Genomic DNA, 16,493 nt, shown 5'->3' with positions numbered 1-16,493 from the left:
AAAATAGGGATAATTTAGTTTTATCCCTATAGTATTGTTAATCCTACATAGTGGTCTACTTTTCACCATAAATAACCAAAGCGCTGGAGTCGATTTGAACGTTGCCATCAGGGTATTTTTGATGAATGGCTTCAAAGACTTCTTTTTTAATTTTAGCTTTCATGGCGTCGTCAGCTTTGCTTAGTGCGGCTACAATAGGAGCGGCCACTTCGGTCATTAAATTCCAATAATTGTCGGCTGTTTTGCTATTTAGTTTTCCGGTAATTTCGACTTGTTTGGTGTTTTTTAGTCCGGCTTGTTGGAATAAATCAGCAATTAAGCCATCTTTAGCGCACCGAAACATACCCGGTGACCCTGGTGGCGGTGGCGGTAATTCCATATTGCGGTTGATGGTGCCCATGGCGGCGGTTATCCAAAAGTTTTTCTCCGGACCATTCCACACCGATGTGGCTATTCGGCCACCGGGTTTTAAGACCCGCACCATTTCTTTGGCGGCCAGCAGCATATCTGGAAAAAACATAAAACCAAACCGGCAACTGATAGCGTCAAAAGTATTGTCTTCAAAAGGCAGTTCGCATACATCACAAGCTTTGGTTTCAATATTGGTTATCCCTCTTAGTAGAGCGTTTTCACGCGCAATTTCGAGCATGTCATCCGATAAATCGGTAATGACTACTTTTCCATTAGTCACTAATGAAGCTATAGTTAGTCCGGGTTCACCGGTTCCTGCGGCGATGTCTAAGACAATGTCGGAGGTTTTTGGATTTAATAAATAAATGATTTCATCGCCCATAGGTTTCAGAAAATCCATCATTAAGGCATCCCATTTTTTCCAACCGGGAGAAAATTTATTCCATGATGCTTTTTGTTGTTCCCGGATTTCTTCAAGTTGTTGTTCCATGATGTGTTGATTTTAACAGTTAAAAAAGAATAGCATTGGCTAACTGTTGGTGGTGGAAAAAGGAGCATATACAGTAACAAATTTACTGAAAAATGTAATGAAAGAGTCTGTTTTTTAGGAATTAAAATCAAAGAAACAATAGATGTTACTTATTTCGATTGTAGCCGGTAATGCGATGATTTTCTTGATTCTGTATTAAAACAGGTGTTTTAAATAAGCTATGTCACAAGGGAACAGAACCCTGTATAACCAAGTTTTAAAAAAGAATATGATAAATGTTTCTGAGAATTGTGTAAACCTTTTTCGTGTCAATTGCGTAAATTTACTTCGCTATGAAGACTAAAGATGTCATTATCGTTGGTGGTGGTTTGGCCGGACTAACAGCGGCGCTCCACCTTTTAAATCACGGACAGAGCGTTGTGATTTTTGAAAAAAATGAATTCCCCAAACATAAGGTTTGTGGCGAATACATCTCTAATGAAGTTTTGTCTTATCTTGACTCTTTAGGATTGGATATCGCCTCCTTACATCCCAAACAAATTGATACTCTTTCTTTTTCACTGGTTTCCGGTAAAACGATTACGGCTCCATTGCCGCTGGGAGGTTTTGGTGTGAGTCGCTATGCATTAGATTACTATTTGTGCCAGGAAGTTCAAAAACGAGGAGGGATATTGCATCAGGAAACTGTTGTAGATGTGTGGTTCTCCGATGAAGTTTTTATGGTGACCACACAACAAAAAAGGTATCAGTCCAGATTGGTCATGGGCGCTTTTGGTAAACGTTCCAATCTGGATATTAAATTAAATCGCCGGTTCATTACCAAACCTTCCAATTGGTTGGGCGTAAAAGCACATTATGCTGTTGATTTTCCTGACAATATGGTTGGCTTGCATCATTTTAACGGGGGGTATTGCGGTGTTTCTAAAGTGGAAACCAATTTGATTAACATTTGTTATTTGGGCAATTACGAAACCTTTAAAAAGTATAAAAACACTCAGGATTATCAAGATAATGTGGTTTGTAAAAACCCTCATTTAAAAGCTCTTTTTGAAAAGGCCCGGATGCAATTTGAGAAACCATTAACGATCAGTCAGATTTCATTTGAAGAAAAGAAAACAGTGGAAGAACACATGCTGATGATTGGCGATACGGCCGGTTTAATTCATCCTTTGTGTGGCAATGGTATGGCCATGGCTATTCACAGTGCGAAGTTGGCTTCCGAAGTCGCTATTCCGTTTCTGAACAATAAATGGTCAAGAACCAAAATGGAAGAGCATTATACGGAAAGCTGGAATTTTAATTTCAAGCACCGCTTGCGCATTGGCCGACTTTTAGGCTCTTTACTTCAAAGAGAAAAAACAGCTTCTTTCTTTTTGCAAATGGTGACCTTATTTCCATTCCTGTTGCCATTACTCATTAAAAATACCCACGGAAAACCTATATGATGCTTATCAATACCAAATACAGAACCACACAATCCGAAATCATGGACGATTTTGCTATGGAGGGAGAAATCCTCAGAGATGCTTTGGATAAAATTGCCAAAATCAATCAGCTTTTAGGCGGAAACCAACTAACTTTACAAGGCGTTGAACGATTGATTCAAAAGAGCGATTTATCACAAACCATTACAATTGTTGATGTCGGTTGTGGCAATGGTGATATGCTTCGCTGGCTGGCAGATTATGGCAATGAGTACAATGTAATGTTTCAGTTAATCGGCATCGATGCCAATGATTTTACCATTACTCATGCGCGTAATTTGTCTTCGCTTTATCCTAATGTTAGTTACCGTTGCGAAGATGTTTTCAGTGAATCATTTCAGCAGTTAGAATACGATATAGTGCTCTGCACCTTAACGTTACATCATTTTAAAGATGAAGAAATTAAATCGCTTTTGAAAGTGTTTCAGGAAAAAGCAAAACTCGGCATCGTGGTTAATGATTTGCAACGAAGTGCCCTTTCGTATCGTTTGTTTCAGGCATTGTGTTTTGTTTTCGGATTGAATGCCATGTCACGTGAGGACGGTTTGGTTTCTATTTTAAGAGGATTTAAAAAAGAAGACTTAATCGCTTTTTCAAAGCAATTAGGATTTAATAAATATACGATACAATGGAAATGGGCATTCCGCTATCAATGGATTATCAGTACCAATAATTTGACACCAAAATCATGAGCGTAAGAATAGTAACTGTAGCCAAAGCGTTGCCAAAATATTCCCGAACAACGGAAGAAATCCTTCCTTTTCTGGATGCCTGGCTTTTTGGTCAGGAGGAGCGTTTTATTCGAAAAGCGAAGAAGATTTTTGAAGGGGCCATGGTAGATAAACGCTATTCTATTATGGATCCTGTCGAAGTGTTTACCAAAACTTCTTTTGAAGAACGCAATGCTATTTATGTTCGGGAAGCTATCGTCTTAGGTGAAAAAGTAGTAGCCAAAGCATTGCAAAAAGCCAACTGGAAACCAACCGATTTAGATTATATCATCACGGTCAGTTGCACCGGTATCATGATTCCGTCTCTCGATGCTTATCTGATAAATACACTGCAATTGCGTCAGGATATCGTTCGCTTGCCGGTAACCGAAATGGGTTGTGCTGCCGGAGTTTCCGGAATTATTTACGCCAAAAATTTTTTACAGGCCAACCCCGGAAAACGTGCCGCTGTTATTGCTGTCGAAAGCCCAACGGCTACTTTCCAACTCCATGACTATTCCATGGCTAATATTGTGAGTGCCGCTATTTTTGGCGATGGTGCTGCTTGTGTTTTGTTGTCTTCACACGAAGATGATAATGGCCCTAAAATCTTAGCCGAAGAAATGTATCATTTCTATGATGCCATTCACATGATGGGGTTCAAATTGACAAATCCCGGTTTGCAAATGGTCTTGGACATAGAAGTTCCGGAGACGATAGCCTCGCATTTCCCGAATATTATTCATCCTTTTTTGGCCAAAAATGATTTGAAAATTGAGGATATTGACCATTTGATATTCCATCCCGGAGGCAAGAAAATTGTGCAAACCGTGGAAGAATTGTTTTCCGGTTTAGGGAAAAATATAAACGACACTAAAGAAGTATTGCGACTCTATGGTAATATGTCGAGCGCGACCGTCTTGTATGTTTTAGAACGGGTGATGGATAATCAACCGAGTAAAGGAGAGAAAGGATTGTTGTTGAGCTTTGGTCCCGGTTTTTCGGCCCAACGCATTTTAATTGAATTTTAATATGTATCAAAATATCCTAACCAAATTGCCTTATGCCAAACCCTTTCTCTTTGTGGATACCTTAGTGCATGTGGATGAAAACGGAGCTGAAGGAACTTTTACCTTTACTTCGGATTTAGACTTTTATAAAGGCCATTTCAAAGACAATCCTATTACGCCCGGAGTAATCTTAACTGAAACGATGGCGCAGATAGGAGTGGTGTGTTTGGGAATTTATTTGCTGGGAGATGCTTTCAGTAACGAGACTAAAATAGCTTTAACTTCTTCAGAAATTGAATATTTAAAACCAGTGTATCCTAATGAAACAGTAACGGTGATTTCAGAGAAAATTTATTTCCGATTTGGAAAATTAAAATGCGAAGTAAAAATGCGGAATGCCAATAAGGAAGTGGTTTGTCAAGGCACTATAGCCGGAATTATAATGTAAAAAATGAACAGAAGAGTCGTCATAACAGGTCTGGGAATTGTAGCGCCTAACGGAGTCGGGCTTGAGGCATTTACCCATGCCATCCGAAATGGGATTTCGGGTATAAAGCACGATGCCGAGTTGGAACGACTGCAATTCTCCTGTCAAATCTCGGGAACTCCTGAAATTTCGGAAGAACTGAAACGCCATTATTTCACGGAACTGGAACTCCGTAACTTCGACGCGACTGGAATTCTATATGGTGTCATAGCAGGTTTAGATGCCTGGAAAGACGCCGGATTACCCATAGAAAACAACGAAAATCCCGATTGGGACTCGGGGACTATTTTCGGAACCGGCACTTCAGGGATTGCCAAATTCCGCGACAGCATTTATAAAATTGACAATTTAGAAACCAGAAAACTGGGAAGTACGGCCGTGGCACAAACCATGAACAGTGGCGTGAGTGCCTATCTCGGCGGAAAGTTAGGGTTGGGTAACCAAGTCACCACTAATTCTTCAGCTTGTACCACAGGGACAGAAAGCATACTGATGGCGTATGAGCGAATTAAAGCCGGACAGGCCAAACGCATGTTGGCAGGAAGTACGAGCGACAGTGGTCCTTACATTTGGGGCGGTTTTGATGCGATGAAAGTCTGTACGTTCAAACACAATGAAACTCCCGAACAAGGTTCCAGACCGATGTCGGCCAGCGCTTCAGGATTTGTTCCGGGGAGCGGTGCCGGAGCTTTTGTGTTGGAAGAATTAGAAAGTGCAGTGGCTCGCGGTGCCCGTATTTATGCTGAAGTGTTAGGCGGAAATGTCAACTCCGGTGGGCAGCGTGGCGGGGGCACTATGACGGCTCCCAATGCTGTTGCAGTGCAAAAATGCATTACGGAGGCTTTGAAAAATGCAAAGGTTTCTCCAAACGAGATAGACGTAATCAACGGTCATTTGACGGCTACCAGTAAAGACGGTTTGGAGATTCAGAATTGGAGTGAAGCCTTGAACCGAAAAGGAATGGACTTTCCGTATATCAATTCGCTGAAATCTATGGTAGGCCACTGTTTATCAGCTTCAGGTAGTGTGGAGAGTGTGGCTTCGGTGTTGCAGCTATACGAAGGATTTGTGTTTCCAAATATAAATTGTATCGATTTAAATCCCGATATTACCAACATCATTGATGCCTCCAGAATTCCGCAGCAACTGATCCAAAAAGAGATTACGCTTTTGGCGAAAGCCAGCTTTGGATTTGGAGACGTCAACGGATGCGTTATTTTTAAAAAATACCACTGAACTATGGATAGAACCGCCACCATCGAAAGATTAAAAACCATTGTAAAGCCTTTTGTTGCCAATACAGAAGCGTTTGATAATATTACGGAAAGCACTGATTTTATTGCGGATTTGAATATCAATTCGGCCAATTTAGTGGATATAGTGCTGGATGTAGAAGAAGCCTTTCATATTGAAATTGACAACCAATCGATGGAAAAGATGCTGACCATTAAAGCTGCTTTAGACATTATAGAAACCAAACTCGCCGAAAAATGATAGGCAATGACGTAGTTGATTTGGCTTTAGCCCAAAATGAAAGCCATTGGCAGCGCAAAGGTTTTTTAGCTAAACTCTTTACGCCAAGCGAACAACTATTGATTTTAAATTCAGAAGCTCCTGAAATTGCGGTTTGGAATTTATGGAGCCGAAAAGAAGCCGCTTATAAAATATACAACCGTCAAACTCAGGTTCGCGCTTTTATTCCGTTGCAATTAGAATGTTTTGACACGGAAAGCAGGGATGGATTCCACTATGGAGAAGTACTTTGTTATGGTATTGTTTATTATACAAAAACCAAAATAACGCCTGAGTGTATTGAAACAGTAGCTGTGCTGCAGCAAGATGATTTTAACAGCATAATCGAACTTCATGCTTCTGTAGAAATCCTGAAAATAAATGGAATTCCGTATTATGCTACTGCTACTTCAACCGTAAAACCAATCTCCAAAAGCCATCACGGGCGTTTTGAAAAACTAGTTACTTTGTCCGATTCACAATCCATTGGGTAACTTCCTCTAAAACGATAGGCGAGATGGTTTGCTCAATCTGAACATATTCGCTTGGCGATCCGGTGGTACATTCCTGGAACAGGTGATTTAGATTTGGAAATACTCTGGTAGTTACCTTCTTGTTTCCTGATTTCAGCAGTGCTTTGGTGATGCCTTCTATATTCTCTTTTGGCGGAACCTGTAAATCTTTAGCGCCATTGACGGCCAGTACCGGACATTTTACTTTTTCCAAAGCCGTTGCCGGATTGCATCTCAAAAAGTATAGCATCCAGGGGTTGGTGATTTGATTGACCTGCATGGCCACATTTTCTTCATCGGTAATGCCTTCCGGTTTTTGTTCTTTAGGGGTTTCTTTTAGGATTCCGGTTAAGTATTGTGTTAAATCGGTTTTTAAAGTAGCGTCATCTTTTGAATTGATTACTTTGTCAAAACAATACCCGTTCATGATTTTAGCATCTTTAATTTCTGTAGCTGTAGCTCCACTTGCTTTTGCTACCAATTCTTGTTGAAGCAACAGCAATTTGTCTCCACGCATTCCAGGGCCGGCCAATAGTACTATAAAGCTAACGTCTTTAGATCGTGCTGCTACCATAGGGGCTACAAGTCCTCCTTCGCTATGCCCCATCAGTCCGATTTTCTTTGGGTTGATTTCTTTTCTGGTTTTTAAATAGGCGATGGCACTTTCCGCATCGGTAGCAAAATCAGCTGTAGTGGCAGTTTTAAAGTCGCCTTTAGATTGTGCTATGCCCCTGTCGTCGTAGCGTAGCACAGCAATCCCGTGTTTGGTTAAATAATCGGATAGTACCAGAAATGGTTTGTGACCTAACAGTTCTTCGTTTCGGTTTTGCGGGCCACTGCCTGAAATTAAAACCACTACCGGAAATACACCTTCTTTTTTGGGTAAGGTTAAGGTTCCGGCCAAAGTGATATTGGCTTTAGGGTTGGTAAATGTTATGTCTTCAGAGTAATATGGATAAGGCTGTTTTGGTTCTTGTGGTCTTTTATAGGTTTGCTCTCCAATGGCATCTCTGGATAAATCCATTGGGAATTCCATGCCACCTTGTTTGAAAATACCGCTAATGCCATTGTTTTTTAAATCTCCGGTGTACACAATATGGGCTGCTGCAATTTCTAAAGTTACGGTGGGTGCTACAAAAGTAGTGGTCGTTACCGGAATGCCTTTAGCTCCTTGGTCTGGACTATCCATAGTAGCGGTGTAGCCTGTGTCGGTTTTAGTAATGTGAAATACCAATCTTAGTTGTATGCCCTGTACTTTCAGAGCGCCATTCCAGTCTCCTGTGATATCTTGGGCGAAAGCCGTTAAAGTAGTGAGGAAGAGCAGGGTAAGAAAAGCTGTTTTTTTCATGGAATGTAGGACTGTTTTTTAGTGTTGTAAAAATATAAAAACTTTTTTTATCGGACTTAAAAGAATCGACCTTTAAAGACTATTTTCCGGTAGGGTTCCTGGAGGAAATCATCTACTTTTTTATTAAACTCATCGGCATACACTACCAGGGTGCTATGTCCTGAATTGGGTAATATCCATAAGTAGGCATTTTCTATATTCTGAAAAATAGCCAGGGTGTGTTCAGGACGGATAACGTCATGGTCACCGCCAATCACTAAGGTAGCTGCTTTTATTTTATGCAAATCAGCCAAAGGAATGTTAGGCTGTTCTACGAGGAGTCGGAATAATTTATAGTCCTTTTTTTCTTCCGGAGTGATGGCTTTTTGCTCTTTCATTTTGGTAAATATTTTGGCAGCCCATTCTTGTATGTCAGGTTCTACCGCGGTAGTGTCAGGAGTTAGATTGGCTCCGGTTACGATTAGTTTTTTTACTTTTTCCGGATGACGGATAGCCAGTAATAATCCATTAATGCCACCATCACTCCAACCCACAACGTTGGCGGATGGTACGCCTATTTTAGTCAATAGTTCGGCATAATCATCGGCCATCATTTCATAGGATAGGGAATCTGCCGGGTCAAGTGATTTGCCTTGGGCACGGCTGTCGGCAATGATAACCTGGTATTTTTTGGAAAAAACCGGAATCTGTTTGACAAAGTTGTTGATGCTTCCGCCATTGCCATGAATGAACAATACCGGTTCGCCACTGCCATACACCTCATAATACATTTTGAAGCCCCTTATGTCACAATATTTTCCCGTCTTGGCATCTTTGCCATAAGTGGTGGTTTTTGTTTGATTGCTATAGTCTTTGCCTAATGCCTCGTAATCTTTTTGGGCCGTTAGTGTGGCTGTGAACAACAATAGGAATAATGATAATGCTGTTTTCATATGCTGTTGTTTTAGGTTAATATTCTGTTACTTCCAGTGGTAGTACTTTCTTGGTTTTGACATTGGTCCAGGTACCGGTTATTTTGCCGTTGCTCCAATTAGCTTCTATTTTGGCAAGCGTTTCAAAAGCATCCGGGGTTTCCACCTCTTCTTGTAAGGAAAAATGATGGTCAGCATAGTGCCCGTCCCACTCAATGGGTATTTTGTGTTTGTCATACCAATATTGAACCGTAACTGAACCATCCGTATTGCTATTTTGTATCAACAGCGTGATAGGATAGGAACCTATTTTTCCTTTGTACAGCTTGCCTTCGGGTGAATTGGTTTTTGCTATATCAGGGCTGTTGGCTAATAAGTTTTTGCCATAAGGCGAAAAATACGGTTCCATTTCAGTATAGGAAAATCGGAAATCAAATTCCCATAAATCATCCAAAGCCCGGTTAACATGAGCCGAACAGCGCTCTCGGATAATATGCAGGCTGTCTTTTGAAAAGTAAAAGGAATGATCTTCCAGTGCATAAGGATAGTCGTCGTTGATACAATTTGTGTACATATTCACCTGTTCTGTGTACATATCAAAGGCTTCCCTGTCGGCAATACTGTCTATGGCTGTGCTGTCTTTTTTAAGTTCTATTAAAAAGTCATTGACTCTTTTTTTGGCTTTGTCGTTTAGGAGTTGGGCCAACTTTTTTTGCAGTTCTTTTTTAATCAGCAATGACAGTGTAATCACATTACCGGTGCGGCTGTCATAGTTGTGATGGATTTGGTATTCTTCTGAGTAGGCACCCGTAAAATCGGCATTCAAAGTAATGCTCAGTACATTTTTAGGAGCTGGTTCTTTTTTCCAGCTTTCAAATCCTTTGCTGCCCCCCATTTCCCGATTCGGTCTGTCATAGGAAACCAATTCAAACGGATGCTTTTTGAAAACGCCGGGCAGATGCTCTAAATACTCGAGTTGTAAAAAAGTATTTATTTTCTCGGCTACTTTGGGATTTTGGGTATCCTGTACTTCCGGGAATCTATTGTCATTGTGTTTGGGTTTTAAATCAGTGATAGTGATTGTATTGTTTTGTGTCCATGCAGTACTCCATGACAAGAAAAAGAGAAACAGGAGTGAATAGCTGAGGTTTTTGGAGTATGCCATGGTTGTTTTTTTTGAATACGCTTTACAGTATCATAAAGACAGTTTTTTATGGAATTGTCATTCTATCAGTGGGTGATTTTAGTCCTAAAATGAATCACCAAACAGGCTACCGTAATTCCGAGTAGTCCCCAGCCCATATCAAACCAACTAAAGGTTCTGACCGGTGATAAGGATTGCAGGCATTCTTCGGTAATAGCAATAGGGATGATGAGCAAAGTGCCTAAGGGAACGGTAACTTTTGCCACACTTAGTATGGGTTTGTTGAATGTTTGGGCAAATAAATATCCCCAAATGCCGTAGAGTACAAAATGGCCTATCGAATCATAATCGGGGATGGTATTGAGTTCTGTTGGTATGTATTTAAGATAGGCTAAGGCAAAAATGGTTAAAATGAGTAGGGTGTAGCCGCCTAAATACCATTTCCATTGTGTCATAGTGCTGTTGTTTTAGTCATTATTCCAATATTATATAATACAATATCCCCCAAACTACTATAAAGAATAGTCCCGGATAGAGTACGCCGGTAAGGTTTTGTTTTAATTCTTTTTTGATTAGTGCTAAGTACAACACATAAAACACAAAAAGCGCTATCAGTATAATGGGGATAAAAAGTCTCATAGTTTTGAAATTAGTATTTTTTTACTGTTAAAATCCTAGTGAAGTTGGCTTTACACAATGCGCTTTCTGCCGGAAACCAAATACACTATAGCGGTAAAGAAACTCAGAGCAATAAAGCCAATGGTCCACATAACCTTTTCGGACGATTTTATTTTAGAGGAATTTTGAACTTCGATGATCCCCAAAACAATATAGGCCAGTGTTAGCAAAACGCCAATTATTAGAAACGGTTGTGAATAACCCAAATGCTCTATTTTCAGCAAGGCGCCTAGTAAGGTTACTACAAGCGATAGAGCGAAGATAGCTTTGAAGTTGTTGTTGATTTTCATGGAAAATTTACTTAGTAATTTAGGTAAATGTATTACAAAATGGAATAAATACAAAACTTCTTTGCAGTAAAAAAGCTTACGGATGTGACTCATCTATCCAATGGCATAAAATCCATTTGCCCTCTTTTTTCTTGAAAGTATACAGGCCAAAAAAGCTCCCGATTTTGCCTCTGAACGTTCGGCTGTTATGAATCGATTTTTTTTATTTTCCCGGCTACCAATTGGAGTATGCTTTGAAAAGCCTCTTCCCCAACTTCTTCTTTGCCTAAGACATAAGAAGAATGAATCCCTACACTTAAGTCCAGAAACAACTGATCTTCTACAAGACGGTAAGCATAAAAGGTGTTCCATTTAATTTTTGCTTCATATTTACAGTCTTTGTACCCAAAATACTCTTCGTTAAATTCCCAAACAGAGTTTTCATTGGCCGCTGTTTGTATTTTAATTTCTTTGTCAACAATCTGTTGCATTCTCTTTTGGTTTTTTTTATACGCTATACGGATTTTGTAAAACTCAAGGAAACCATACATTCCCATGGCCACAAACAGATACCCCAAATTGCTTTTTCCATAAATGATAAGCAAACCAAACAGAAAGATAATAAGGCAAATAATAGCACTTCTATCCTGTTTTTTTAAAGCTTTTTGCCAAGCCAAATCTACATTCAATGTAACTTGTTGCCTGTAAATTTTTTCATTAAAAGGAATTTCGAATCTCATAGGCTGATGGTTTGGAGGAGTATTATAAAAGCCAATAATCCGAATAGTTTTTTCATGGGTTAGTGTTAGGTGTTTATGATTAATTTGATTTATACTTTTAGGATTGCGCCAAACTGCTATTGGCAGTAGTTGTTTTTTTGACTATACCTTACGATTTTACAATTTTATTGATTTGAGAACCTCTTTCGGTATATGTTTTAATGAAATATACTCCTTTTTCTAAATTATTTAAATTTAATTGAGAACCAGGAGCAGCGCTTTTTAAAATAAGCCGTCCGTTACTATCAAATATTTCTAATGAATGTATTTCTTGATAATTTTTAAACTGTATTGTTTCTTGAAAAGGATTGGGGTAAATGGAGTTGGCAGCCTCTTGTGAATAGTCGGGAGTTGATAATGCACAGGGAGCCGTTTCAAATTGAAAACTGCATGCTGAAGATAAAAACTCATTGTCAGAAGTCATCCCTAAAAAACCGGAACTGGCCACTTGTAAATCGGTTACTATGTTGTTCAAAAGGTCTAATTCCAATACCGTTGTTTGTGTACAACAGCGAATAATAGTTGAATCACAGGAGGTATAGATTCCGGCTATCCCAAAAATAGTGGCATATTGTTGCGGCAGGCAAAATAGATCTACCAATGTATTATTCTCTAAATTATAGGCTTTAATTTTATTGGTTCCTTCCGCTGAAAATAGTAAGTTACCTTTGTAGAACGTTAAATCTCCCGGAGTTGCGAATCCTAAAGTTGTAACCAATTCGGTTGTATTAGTGAGGATATTATATTTATATAATTTAGAATTAGCCCCTTCATTGCTAATGGTATACAATTCGTAATTGGTACTGCAGGTTAAAGAATTGTAGAGGCCATTGCCCGGCAGTGTTGTTAAAACTGTAAAATTGTTTGTACTGTTAATGGCTATAATTTTATTAAAATCGATAATGGCGTAAAAAATGTTTGAAGGAGATAACGCTACATCATAAAGATAAGACGGTGTGTTGTCAACAGCAAGTATACTAGTGAGAGAGGAATCTGAATTAAGCCGATATATCCTATTATCGGTTTTACACAAATAGGCATTTTGAGCTTGTGCTTTGCTCAAAACAGCTATTAATAAAAGCGATATTAGTATTTGTTTCATGATGTTAGTATTGTGCAATAACCATTGTTACTGAACGTCTTGCTTGGTAAAAATAACAAAATAGTTTTACAAAATATACTACACGCCTCTTGTTTATTTAAAAATAAAGTAGTACTTTTCATCTATAAAATACCACACACCATTTTAGAAATTATTAAATCAAACTACTATGAGCGAAGTGGCGATTGCTGTAGTATTACAAGAACTACAGAAAACAAACAAACACCTGGAAAAACTAACGGCTTCTTATGCTGACCAAGACATACTGGACAGTGCCGATATGAAACTCCTTTTTAAAATATGTGATAAAACACTCTACCGCTGGCGCAAGAAACAATATTTCCCGTCCCGAAAGATGGGAGGGAAGTATTTTTATTCCAAACGCATCATCATGGCCATACTCCGAACCCGCCTGGAAACCCAATACCATAGCATCACTAAACCCGGGGCCTATACGACATTTTAAGTTTTTTACCGGTTCTTCGTCACTTCAAGTGTTTTGACGAAGTTATAAGTTACGCACCGTCACTTCGAGTGTTTTGAGCAAAGCTCAAAATGTATCGAGAAGCCCATACCTAACAGTTGCTACAAACGGCTGTTAACAGTTGACTTTATTTATTTTTGAAAAATGTAATTATAATAATTAGCACAAAACACAAAATACTGATATAAAATAAAGTAAAATAGATGTCTTGTAGCACTTTACTTTCTCCCATATAGTAATTCACATAATATAAAAATATAGAAATACAACCAACGAAGCTAAATGCAAATATAATTTTAAGCCATTTTACTAGTAAAGATTTGTTTGTCATTAAGCTTGCTGTTATCGTTTGGCAACTTGTAGCTGCTGTGATAAAGTAAATACTAATTATTCCATGTACAAAACTTTTTTTGATTTCCGATAGGAAATCGGGGAGAAGCCCAAGCCACGGTGTTGCTGTAAACCGCTGTTACCTGCAGTTTTTTTATCTCTGCCAACCTTGAATTATATAATTTTTGGTCAAAAGTTTTCTTTCAGGCCGATTCATTGAATTAGGTTTAAACCACACTTCAATTCTGCTTCCATAAAATTGATCCCAATTTCCCTCATAAACAGTGAAGTCGTCTTTCAATTTAAATTTTTTCAATTCTGGTGTTGGATTATAAACATCGATTGAGCTACTATTCTCAATATCTTCTTCCGATAAAATTTGATTTTGAGTTATTTCATAAACTTTTAAATAAACTTTTCCCTTTTCTATTTGGTTGAGATATATATCATATTTGTAAATTCCAGGTTGCATACCATCATAAAGAATAAAATCTGTATTATATACCTTTTCCGATTTTACCGTATCATTTTGATATAACGGTATTGGTTTCTGAAATTCCACATTTTTAGGAACAGTTAAATTATCAGCAAAAAAATCAAAAGGATATAAGAATAAAAACAGGGAAAGAAATAAAAAAGAAACGCCACCAATTATTAGGGTTCCTGCTATTTGAAGGGTTCCTTTTAAATAATCTTTTTTAAACAATCTCATTATTGCAAAAACTAAAGAGAATAGAAATGATGCGTAAAAAATTCCTAAACTGATATTGAATGCAATTTCATTAGGAATTTGAAGCCCAAAAAATGTAATAACAAAACCTATAATCATAAGAATTATGGAAATGTACCATCTTTTGTTAATCTTCTGTATAATCTCTTTCAAGCTTTTCGTATTTAAAAATTGCAGGCAACATTCCGCTGCTTTATGCAGTAGCGACGCGGTCTACTGATTAGTTGTAATTGTATGGAAATTTACTTTTTGATTTCTGCTAGGAAATCGGTCTTAGCCATTGCGTTAAACCGCTGTTAGCATCCAAATTATTTTTCAACAACTTTATCCTTTATAAATTTTAACTGTTCTGCATTCAACTTTCTGGTGTCAATAAAATTTCCCATTCTATTGCTATGATATAGAATAAGAAAATTGCTTATTTGTTTATGTTTCAAAATATGTTTCCAGGTGAATTCGCTCTTATAGGTTGGAGCTTCAACCCTCATTCCATTTTCGCCAAAAGTAAATTTTATATCGCTCCTAAAACTGACACTAGATTTATATTGGTTCACCGCGATTAATGTAATTATAACGGGCGATAAAATGAAAAAAGTTCCTAAAATATAGGATTCATCATATATTAAAAGATAAATTGCTGAAAGTTGTATTAAAATAAAAGCAGGCTTTCTACAAAGTCCCAAGAAAACAACTTTTGCATATTCGTTTTTTGTTAGGCGTGAAGTTATACTGAAATCTTCCATTGTAAAGGTTTTTAATGTTACTGCTAACATTCCGCTGCTTTATGCAGTAGCGAAGCGGTCTACTGATTAGTTGTAAATATATGGAAATTACCTTTCCGATTTCTGCAAGCAAATCTGGGAGAAGCCCATACCTAACAGTTGCTGTAAACCGCTGTTAGCAGTAGTTATTTTTTTTTCAAAGCATTGCAAAAGGCATCATACTTTTTCCATTCCGAAACAACAGGCCATATTGTGATTACAAAAGAGGAATCACTTGATTTAACTTGGTTTACTACAGCACTATTTGAAAGTGTTTGCTTTTCTGTAAGTTTCTGAAAAGAAAGTTCATTAATGCTTTCAAGAATCATTTCCTTTTCTGAATCACCAATACTAATTTTCTTTTTTGAGAACCTAATTTTTGATTGAGGATTTGTTTTTGAAATGATACCCCTTTCAGTATAATCAGCGAATAAATGATTTTTGATGCTGTATACTTTTACTATCTTTTCATTTCCGCCCCATTCTCCATATTCTCCATCGTTGGATAAGAATTCGAGTTTATTCCCATTTGCAATAAAATCCAAAGAGGTGATATTACTTTGCTTTTGACAAGAAGCAAGGAGAAAAAGGGTCAATAGTAATGATATAATTCCTTTTTTATACATGTTCGAAATAATTACCGCTAACCTCCCGTGGCTTTACGCAATAGCGGAGCTGCTTACTGATTTGATTTCTGTAAGGAAATCGGGGAAAAGCCTATATCTAACAGTTGTTATAAACTACTGTTTTGTGTAATTGCTTTATTCAGGCAGTTCAGTTTTTGGATTAATTAATTTATAAATCTTTTTGGTTTCTGCTGAGATTGTTGACCATTCCCCAACAGATTGGTATTCACACATCAATGTTGTGTTTCTATCTTTCAATTTTATCATTATATAACCGGCATAATCCGTTGCCGCTTTGTCTGTGAATGTTGGTTTAGTCAGTAATTTAAAAACATAATTATATAAGCTGTCACGTTCAGATTTATTTATTTTAAAACTTTTCCGTTCTACTTTTTCAAGTTTGTAAGTTGCGGAAAAACCTTTACCACTTGTTTTTTTGTAAATCGCTTTTTCTACGCTCGCTGTATCTTCTGATTGGTAAACGGTTATTCTTTGGCTTTTAGTAATAAGTTCAATATTTTCCCAATGTGTATCTTCTACAATTTCTTTCTTTTTTTATTTATTACAGGAAACCAAAAGAGAGAACGTTAGGAATAAAAATAAAGAGGAAGATTTAAGCATAAGTTCTTTTTTAAACAGCTTGGCAATTACACATAATGTTCCGCGGCTTATAGCTGCTGTTAAATTTAGTACTAATTATTGCAAGTACAAAACA

At 37.8% G+C, this 16,493-nt stretch carries 20 protein-coding genes; 8 read left to right on the top strand and 12 right to left on the bottom strand.

Annotation, left to right across the window (positions count from 1 at the left end):
- Nucleotides 1–55: 55 nt before the first annotated feature.
- Nucleotides 56–901, bottom strand: coding sequence for a class I SAM-dependent methyltransferase (locus V7D82_RS05190; RefSeq protein ID WP_333599914.1), 846 nt, complete (start codon nt 899–901; stop codon nt 56–58).
- 332 nt (nt 902–1,233) lie between these two features.
- On the opposite strand from V7D82_RS05190, the gene V7D82_RS05185 reads away from it, so the two are divergent.
- Genes V7D82_RS05185 through V7D82_RS05155 form a run of 7 tightly spaced genes read left to right on the top strand, consistent with a single transcriptional unit; the run spans nt 1,234 to nt 6,598 of the window.
- Nucleotides 1,234–2,346, top strand: coding sequence for an NAD(P)/FAD-dependent oxidoreductase (locus tag V7D82_RS05185; protein WP_333599913.1), 1,113 nt, complete (start codon nt 1,234–1,236; stop codon nt 2,344–2,346).
- On the top strand, nt 2,343–3,077 hold the full coding sequence (locus V7D82_RS05180) for a methyltransferase domain-containing protein (protein WP_333599912.1): 735 nt from the start codon (nt 2,343–2,345) through the stop codon (nt 3,075–3,077). The genes V7D82_RS05185 and V7D82_RS05180 overlap by 4 nt, the downstream gene beginning before the upstream one ends.
- Nucleotides 3,074–4,126 (top strand): type III polyketide synthase, encoded by a 1,053-nt coding sequence (locus tag V7D82_RS05175; RefSeq protein ID WP_333599911.1) that lies wholly within the window; start codon nt 3,074–3,076, stop codon nt 4,124–4,126. Before V7D82_RS05180 ends, V7D82_RS05175 begins: the two co-directional genes overlap by 4 nt.
- Nucleotide 4,127: 1 nt before the next feature.
- Complete coding sequence (locus V7D82_RS05170) at nt 4,128–4,553, top strand: 3-hydroxyacyl-ACP dehydratase FabZ family protein (protein ID WP_333599910.1); 426 nt, start codon at nt 4,128–4,130, stop codon at nt 4,551–4,553.
- 3 nt (nt 4,554–4,556) lie between these two features.
- Nucleotides 4,557–5,828, top strand: a complete 1,272-nt coding sequence (locus V7D82_RS05165; protein WP_333599909.1) for a beta-ketoacyl-[acyl-carrier-protein] synthase family protein — start codon at nt 4,557–4,559, stop codon at nt 5,826–5,828.
- Between the two features lie 3 nt (nt 5,829–5,831).
- Entirely contained in the window at nt 5,832–6,086 is a 255-nt protein-coding gene (locus V7D82_RS05160) for an acyl carrier protein (RefSeq protein ID WP_333599908.1), read from the top strand.
- Nucleotides 6,083–6,598 carry a 4'-phosphopantetheinyl transferase family protein gene (locus tag V7D82_RS05155; RefSeq protein WP_333599907.1) on the top strand — a complete coding sequence of 172 codons (516 nt, stop codon included), beginning with the start codon at nt 6,083–6,085 and terminating at the stop codon, nt 6,596–6,598. The genes V7D82_RS05160 and V7D82_RS05155 overlap by 4 nt, the downstream gene beginning before the upstream one ends.
- On the opposite strand, the gene V7D82_RS05150 is transcribed toward V7D82_RS05155, so the two are convergent.
- The 8 genes from V7D82_RS05150 to V7D82_RS05115 form a co-directional block, all read right to left on the bottom strand.
- On the bottom strand, nt 6,567–7,964 hold the full coding sequence (locus V7D82_RS05150) for an alpha/beta hydrolase family protein (protein ID WP_333599906.1): 1,398 nt from the start codon (nt 7,962–7,964) through the stop codon (nt 6,567–6,569). The two genes, V7D82_RS05155 and V7D82_RS05150, sit on opposite strands and share 32 nt — an antisense overlap.
- 56 nt (nt 7,965–8,020) lie before the next feature.
- Nucleotides 8,021–8,896 (bottom strand): alpha/beta fold hydrolase, encoded by an 876-nt coding sequence (locus tag V7D82_RS05145; protein WP_333599905.1) that lies wholly within the window; start codon nt 8,894–8,896, stop codon nt 8,021–8,023.
- Between the two features lie 16 nt (nt 8,897–8,912).
- Nucleotides 8,913–10,040, bottom strand: a complete 1,128-nt coding sequence (locus V7D82_RS05140; protein WP_333599904.1) for a hypothetical protein — start codon at nt 10,038–10,040, stop codon at nt 8,913–8,915.
- A 65-nt stretch (nt 10,041–10,105) separates the two neighbouring features.
- A complete protein-coding gene (locus V7D82_RS05135) occupies nt 10,106–10,474 on the bottom strand; it encodes a VanZ family protein (RefSeq protein WP_333599903.1) in 369 nt (122 codons plus the stop codon).
- A gap of 19 nt (nt 10,475–10,493) precedes the next feature.
- Entirely contained in the window at nt 10,494–10,658 is a 165-nt protein-coding gene (locus V7D82_RS05130; protein ID WP_333599902.1) for a hypothetical protein, read from the bottom strand.
- 50 nt (nt 10,659–10,708) lie between these two features.
- A complete protein-coding gene (locus V7D82_RS05125; protein ID WP_333599901.1) occupies nt 10,709–10,987 on the bottom strand; it encodes a hypothetical protein in 279 nt (92 codons plus the stop codon).
- A 185-nt stretch (nt 10,988–11,172) separates the two neighbouring features.
- Complete coding sequence (locus V7D82_RS05120; protein WP_333599900.1) at nt 11,173–11,706, bottom strand: hypothetical protein; 534 nt, start codon at nt 11,704–11,706, stop codon at nt 11,173–11,175.
- Between the two features lie 148 nt (nt 11,707–11,854).
- Entirely contained in the window at nt 11,855–12,847 is a 993-nt protein-coding gene (locus tag V7D82_RS05115; protein WP_333599899.1) for a T9SS type A sorting domain-containing protein, read from the bottom strand.
- 169 nt (nt 12,848–13,016) lie between these two features.
- Between V7D82_RS05115 and V7D82_RS05110 the strand changes: the two genes are divergently transcribed.
- Complete coding sequence (locus V7D82_RS05110; protein WP_333599898.1) at nt 13,017–13,313, top strand: helix-turn-helix domain-containing protein; 297 nt, start codon at nt 13,017–13,019, stop codon at nt 13,311–13,313.
- 502 nt (nt 13,314–13,815) lie between these two features.
- On the opposite strand, the gene V7D82_RS05105 is transcribed toward V7D82_RS05110, so the two are convergent.
- From V7D82_RS05105 to V7D82_RS05095, 3 genes are all read right to left on the bottom strand, one after another.
- Nucleotides 13,816–14,544, bottom strand: coding sequence for a hypothetical protein (locus tag V7D82_RS05105; RefSeq protein ID WP_333599897.1), 729 nt, complete (start codon nt 14,542–14,544; stop codon nt 13,816–13,818).
- A 155-nt stretch (nt 14,545–14,699) separates the two neighbouring features.
- A complete protein-coding gene (locus tag V7D82_RS05100) occupies nt 14,700–15,164 on the bottom strand; it encodes a YcxB family protein (RefSeq protein WP_333599896.1) in 465 nt (154 codons plus the stop codon).
- 134 nt (nt 15,165–15,298) lie between these two features.
- Entirely contained in the window at nt 15,299–15,778 is a 480-nt protein-coding gene (locus V7D82_RS05095) for a hypothetical protein (RefSeq protein ID WP_333599895.1), read from the bottom strand.
- Between the last annotated feature and the right edge of the window lie 715 nt (nt 15,779–16,493).

This window comes from Flavobacterium sp. (genome assembly GCF_036741995.1).
GTDB lineage: Bacteria > Bacteroidota > Bacteroidia > Flavobacteriales > Flavobacteriaceae > Flavobacterium.
This window is presented reverse-complemented; position numbering and strand designations above follow the sequence as displayed.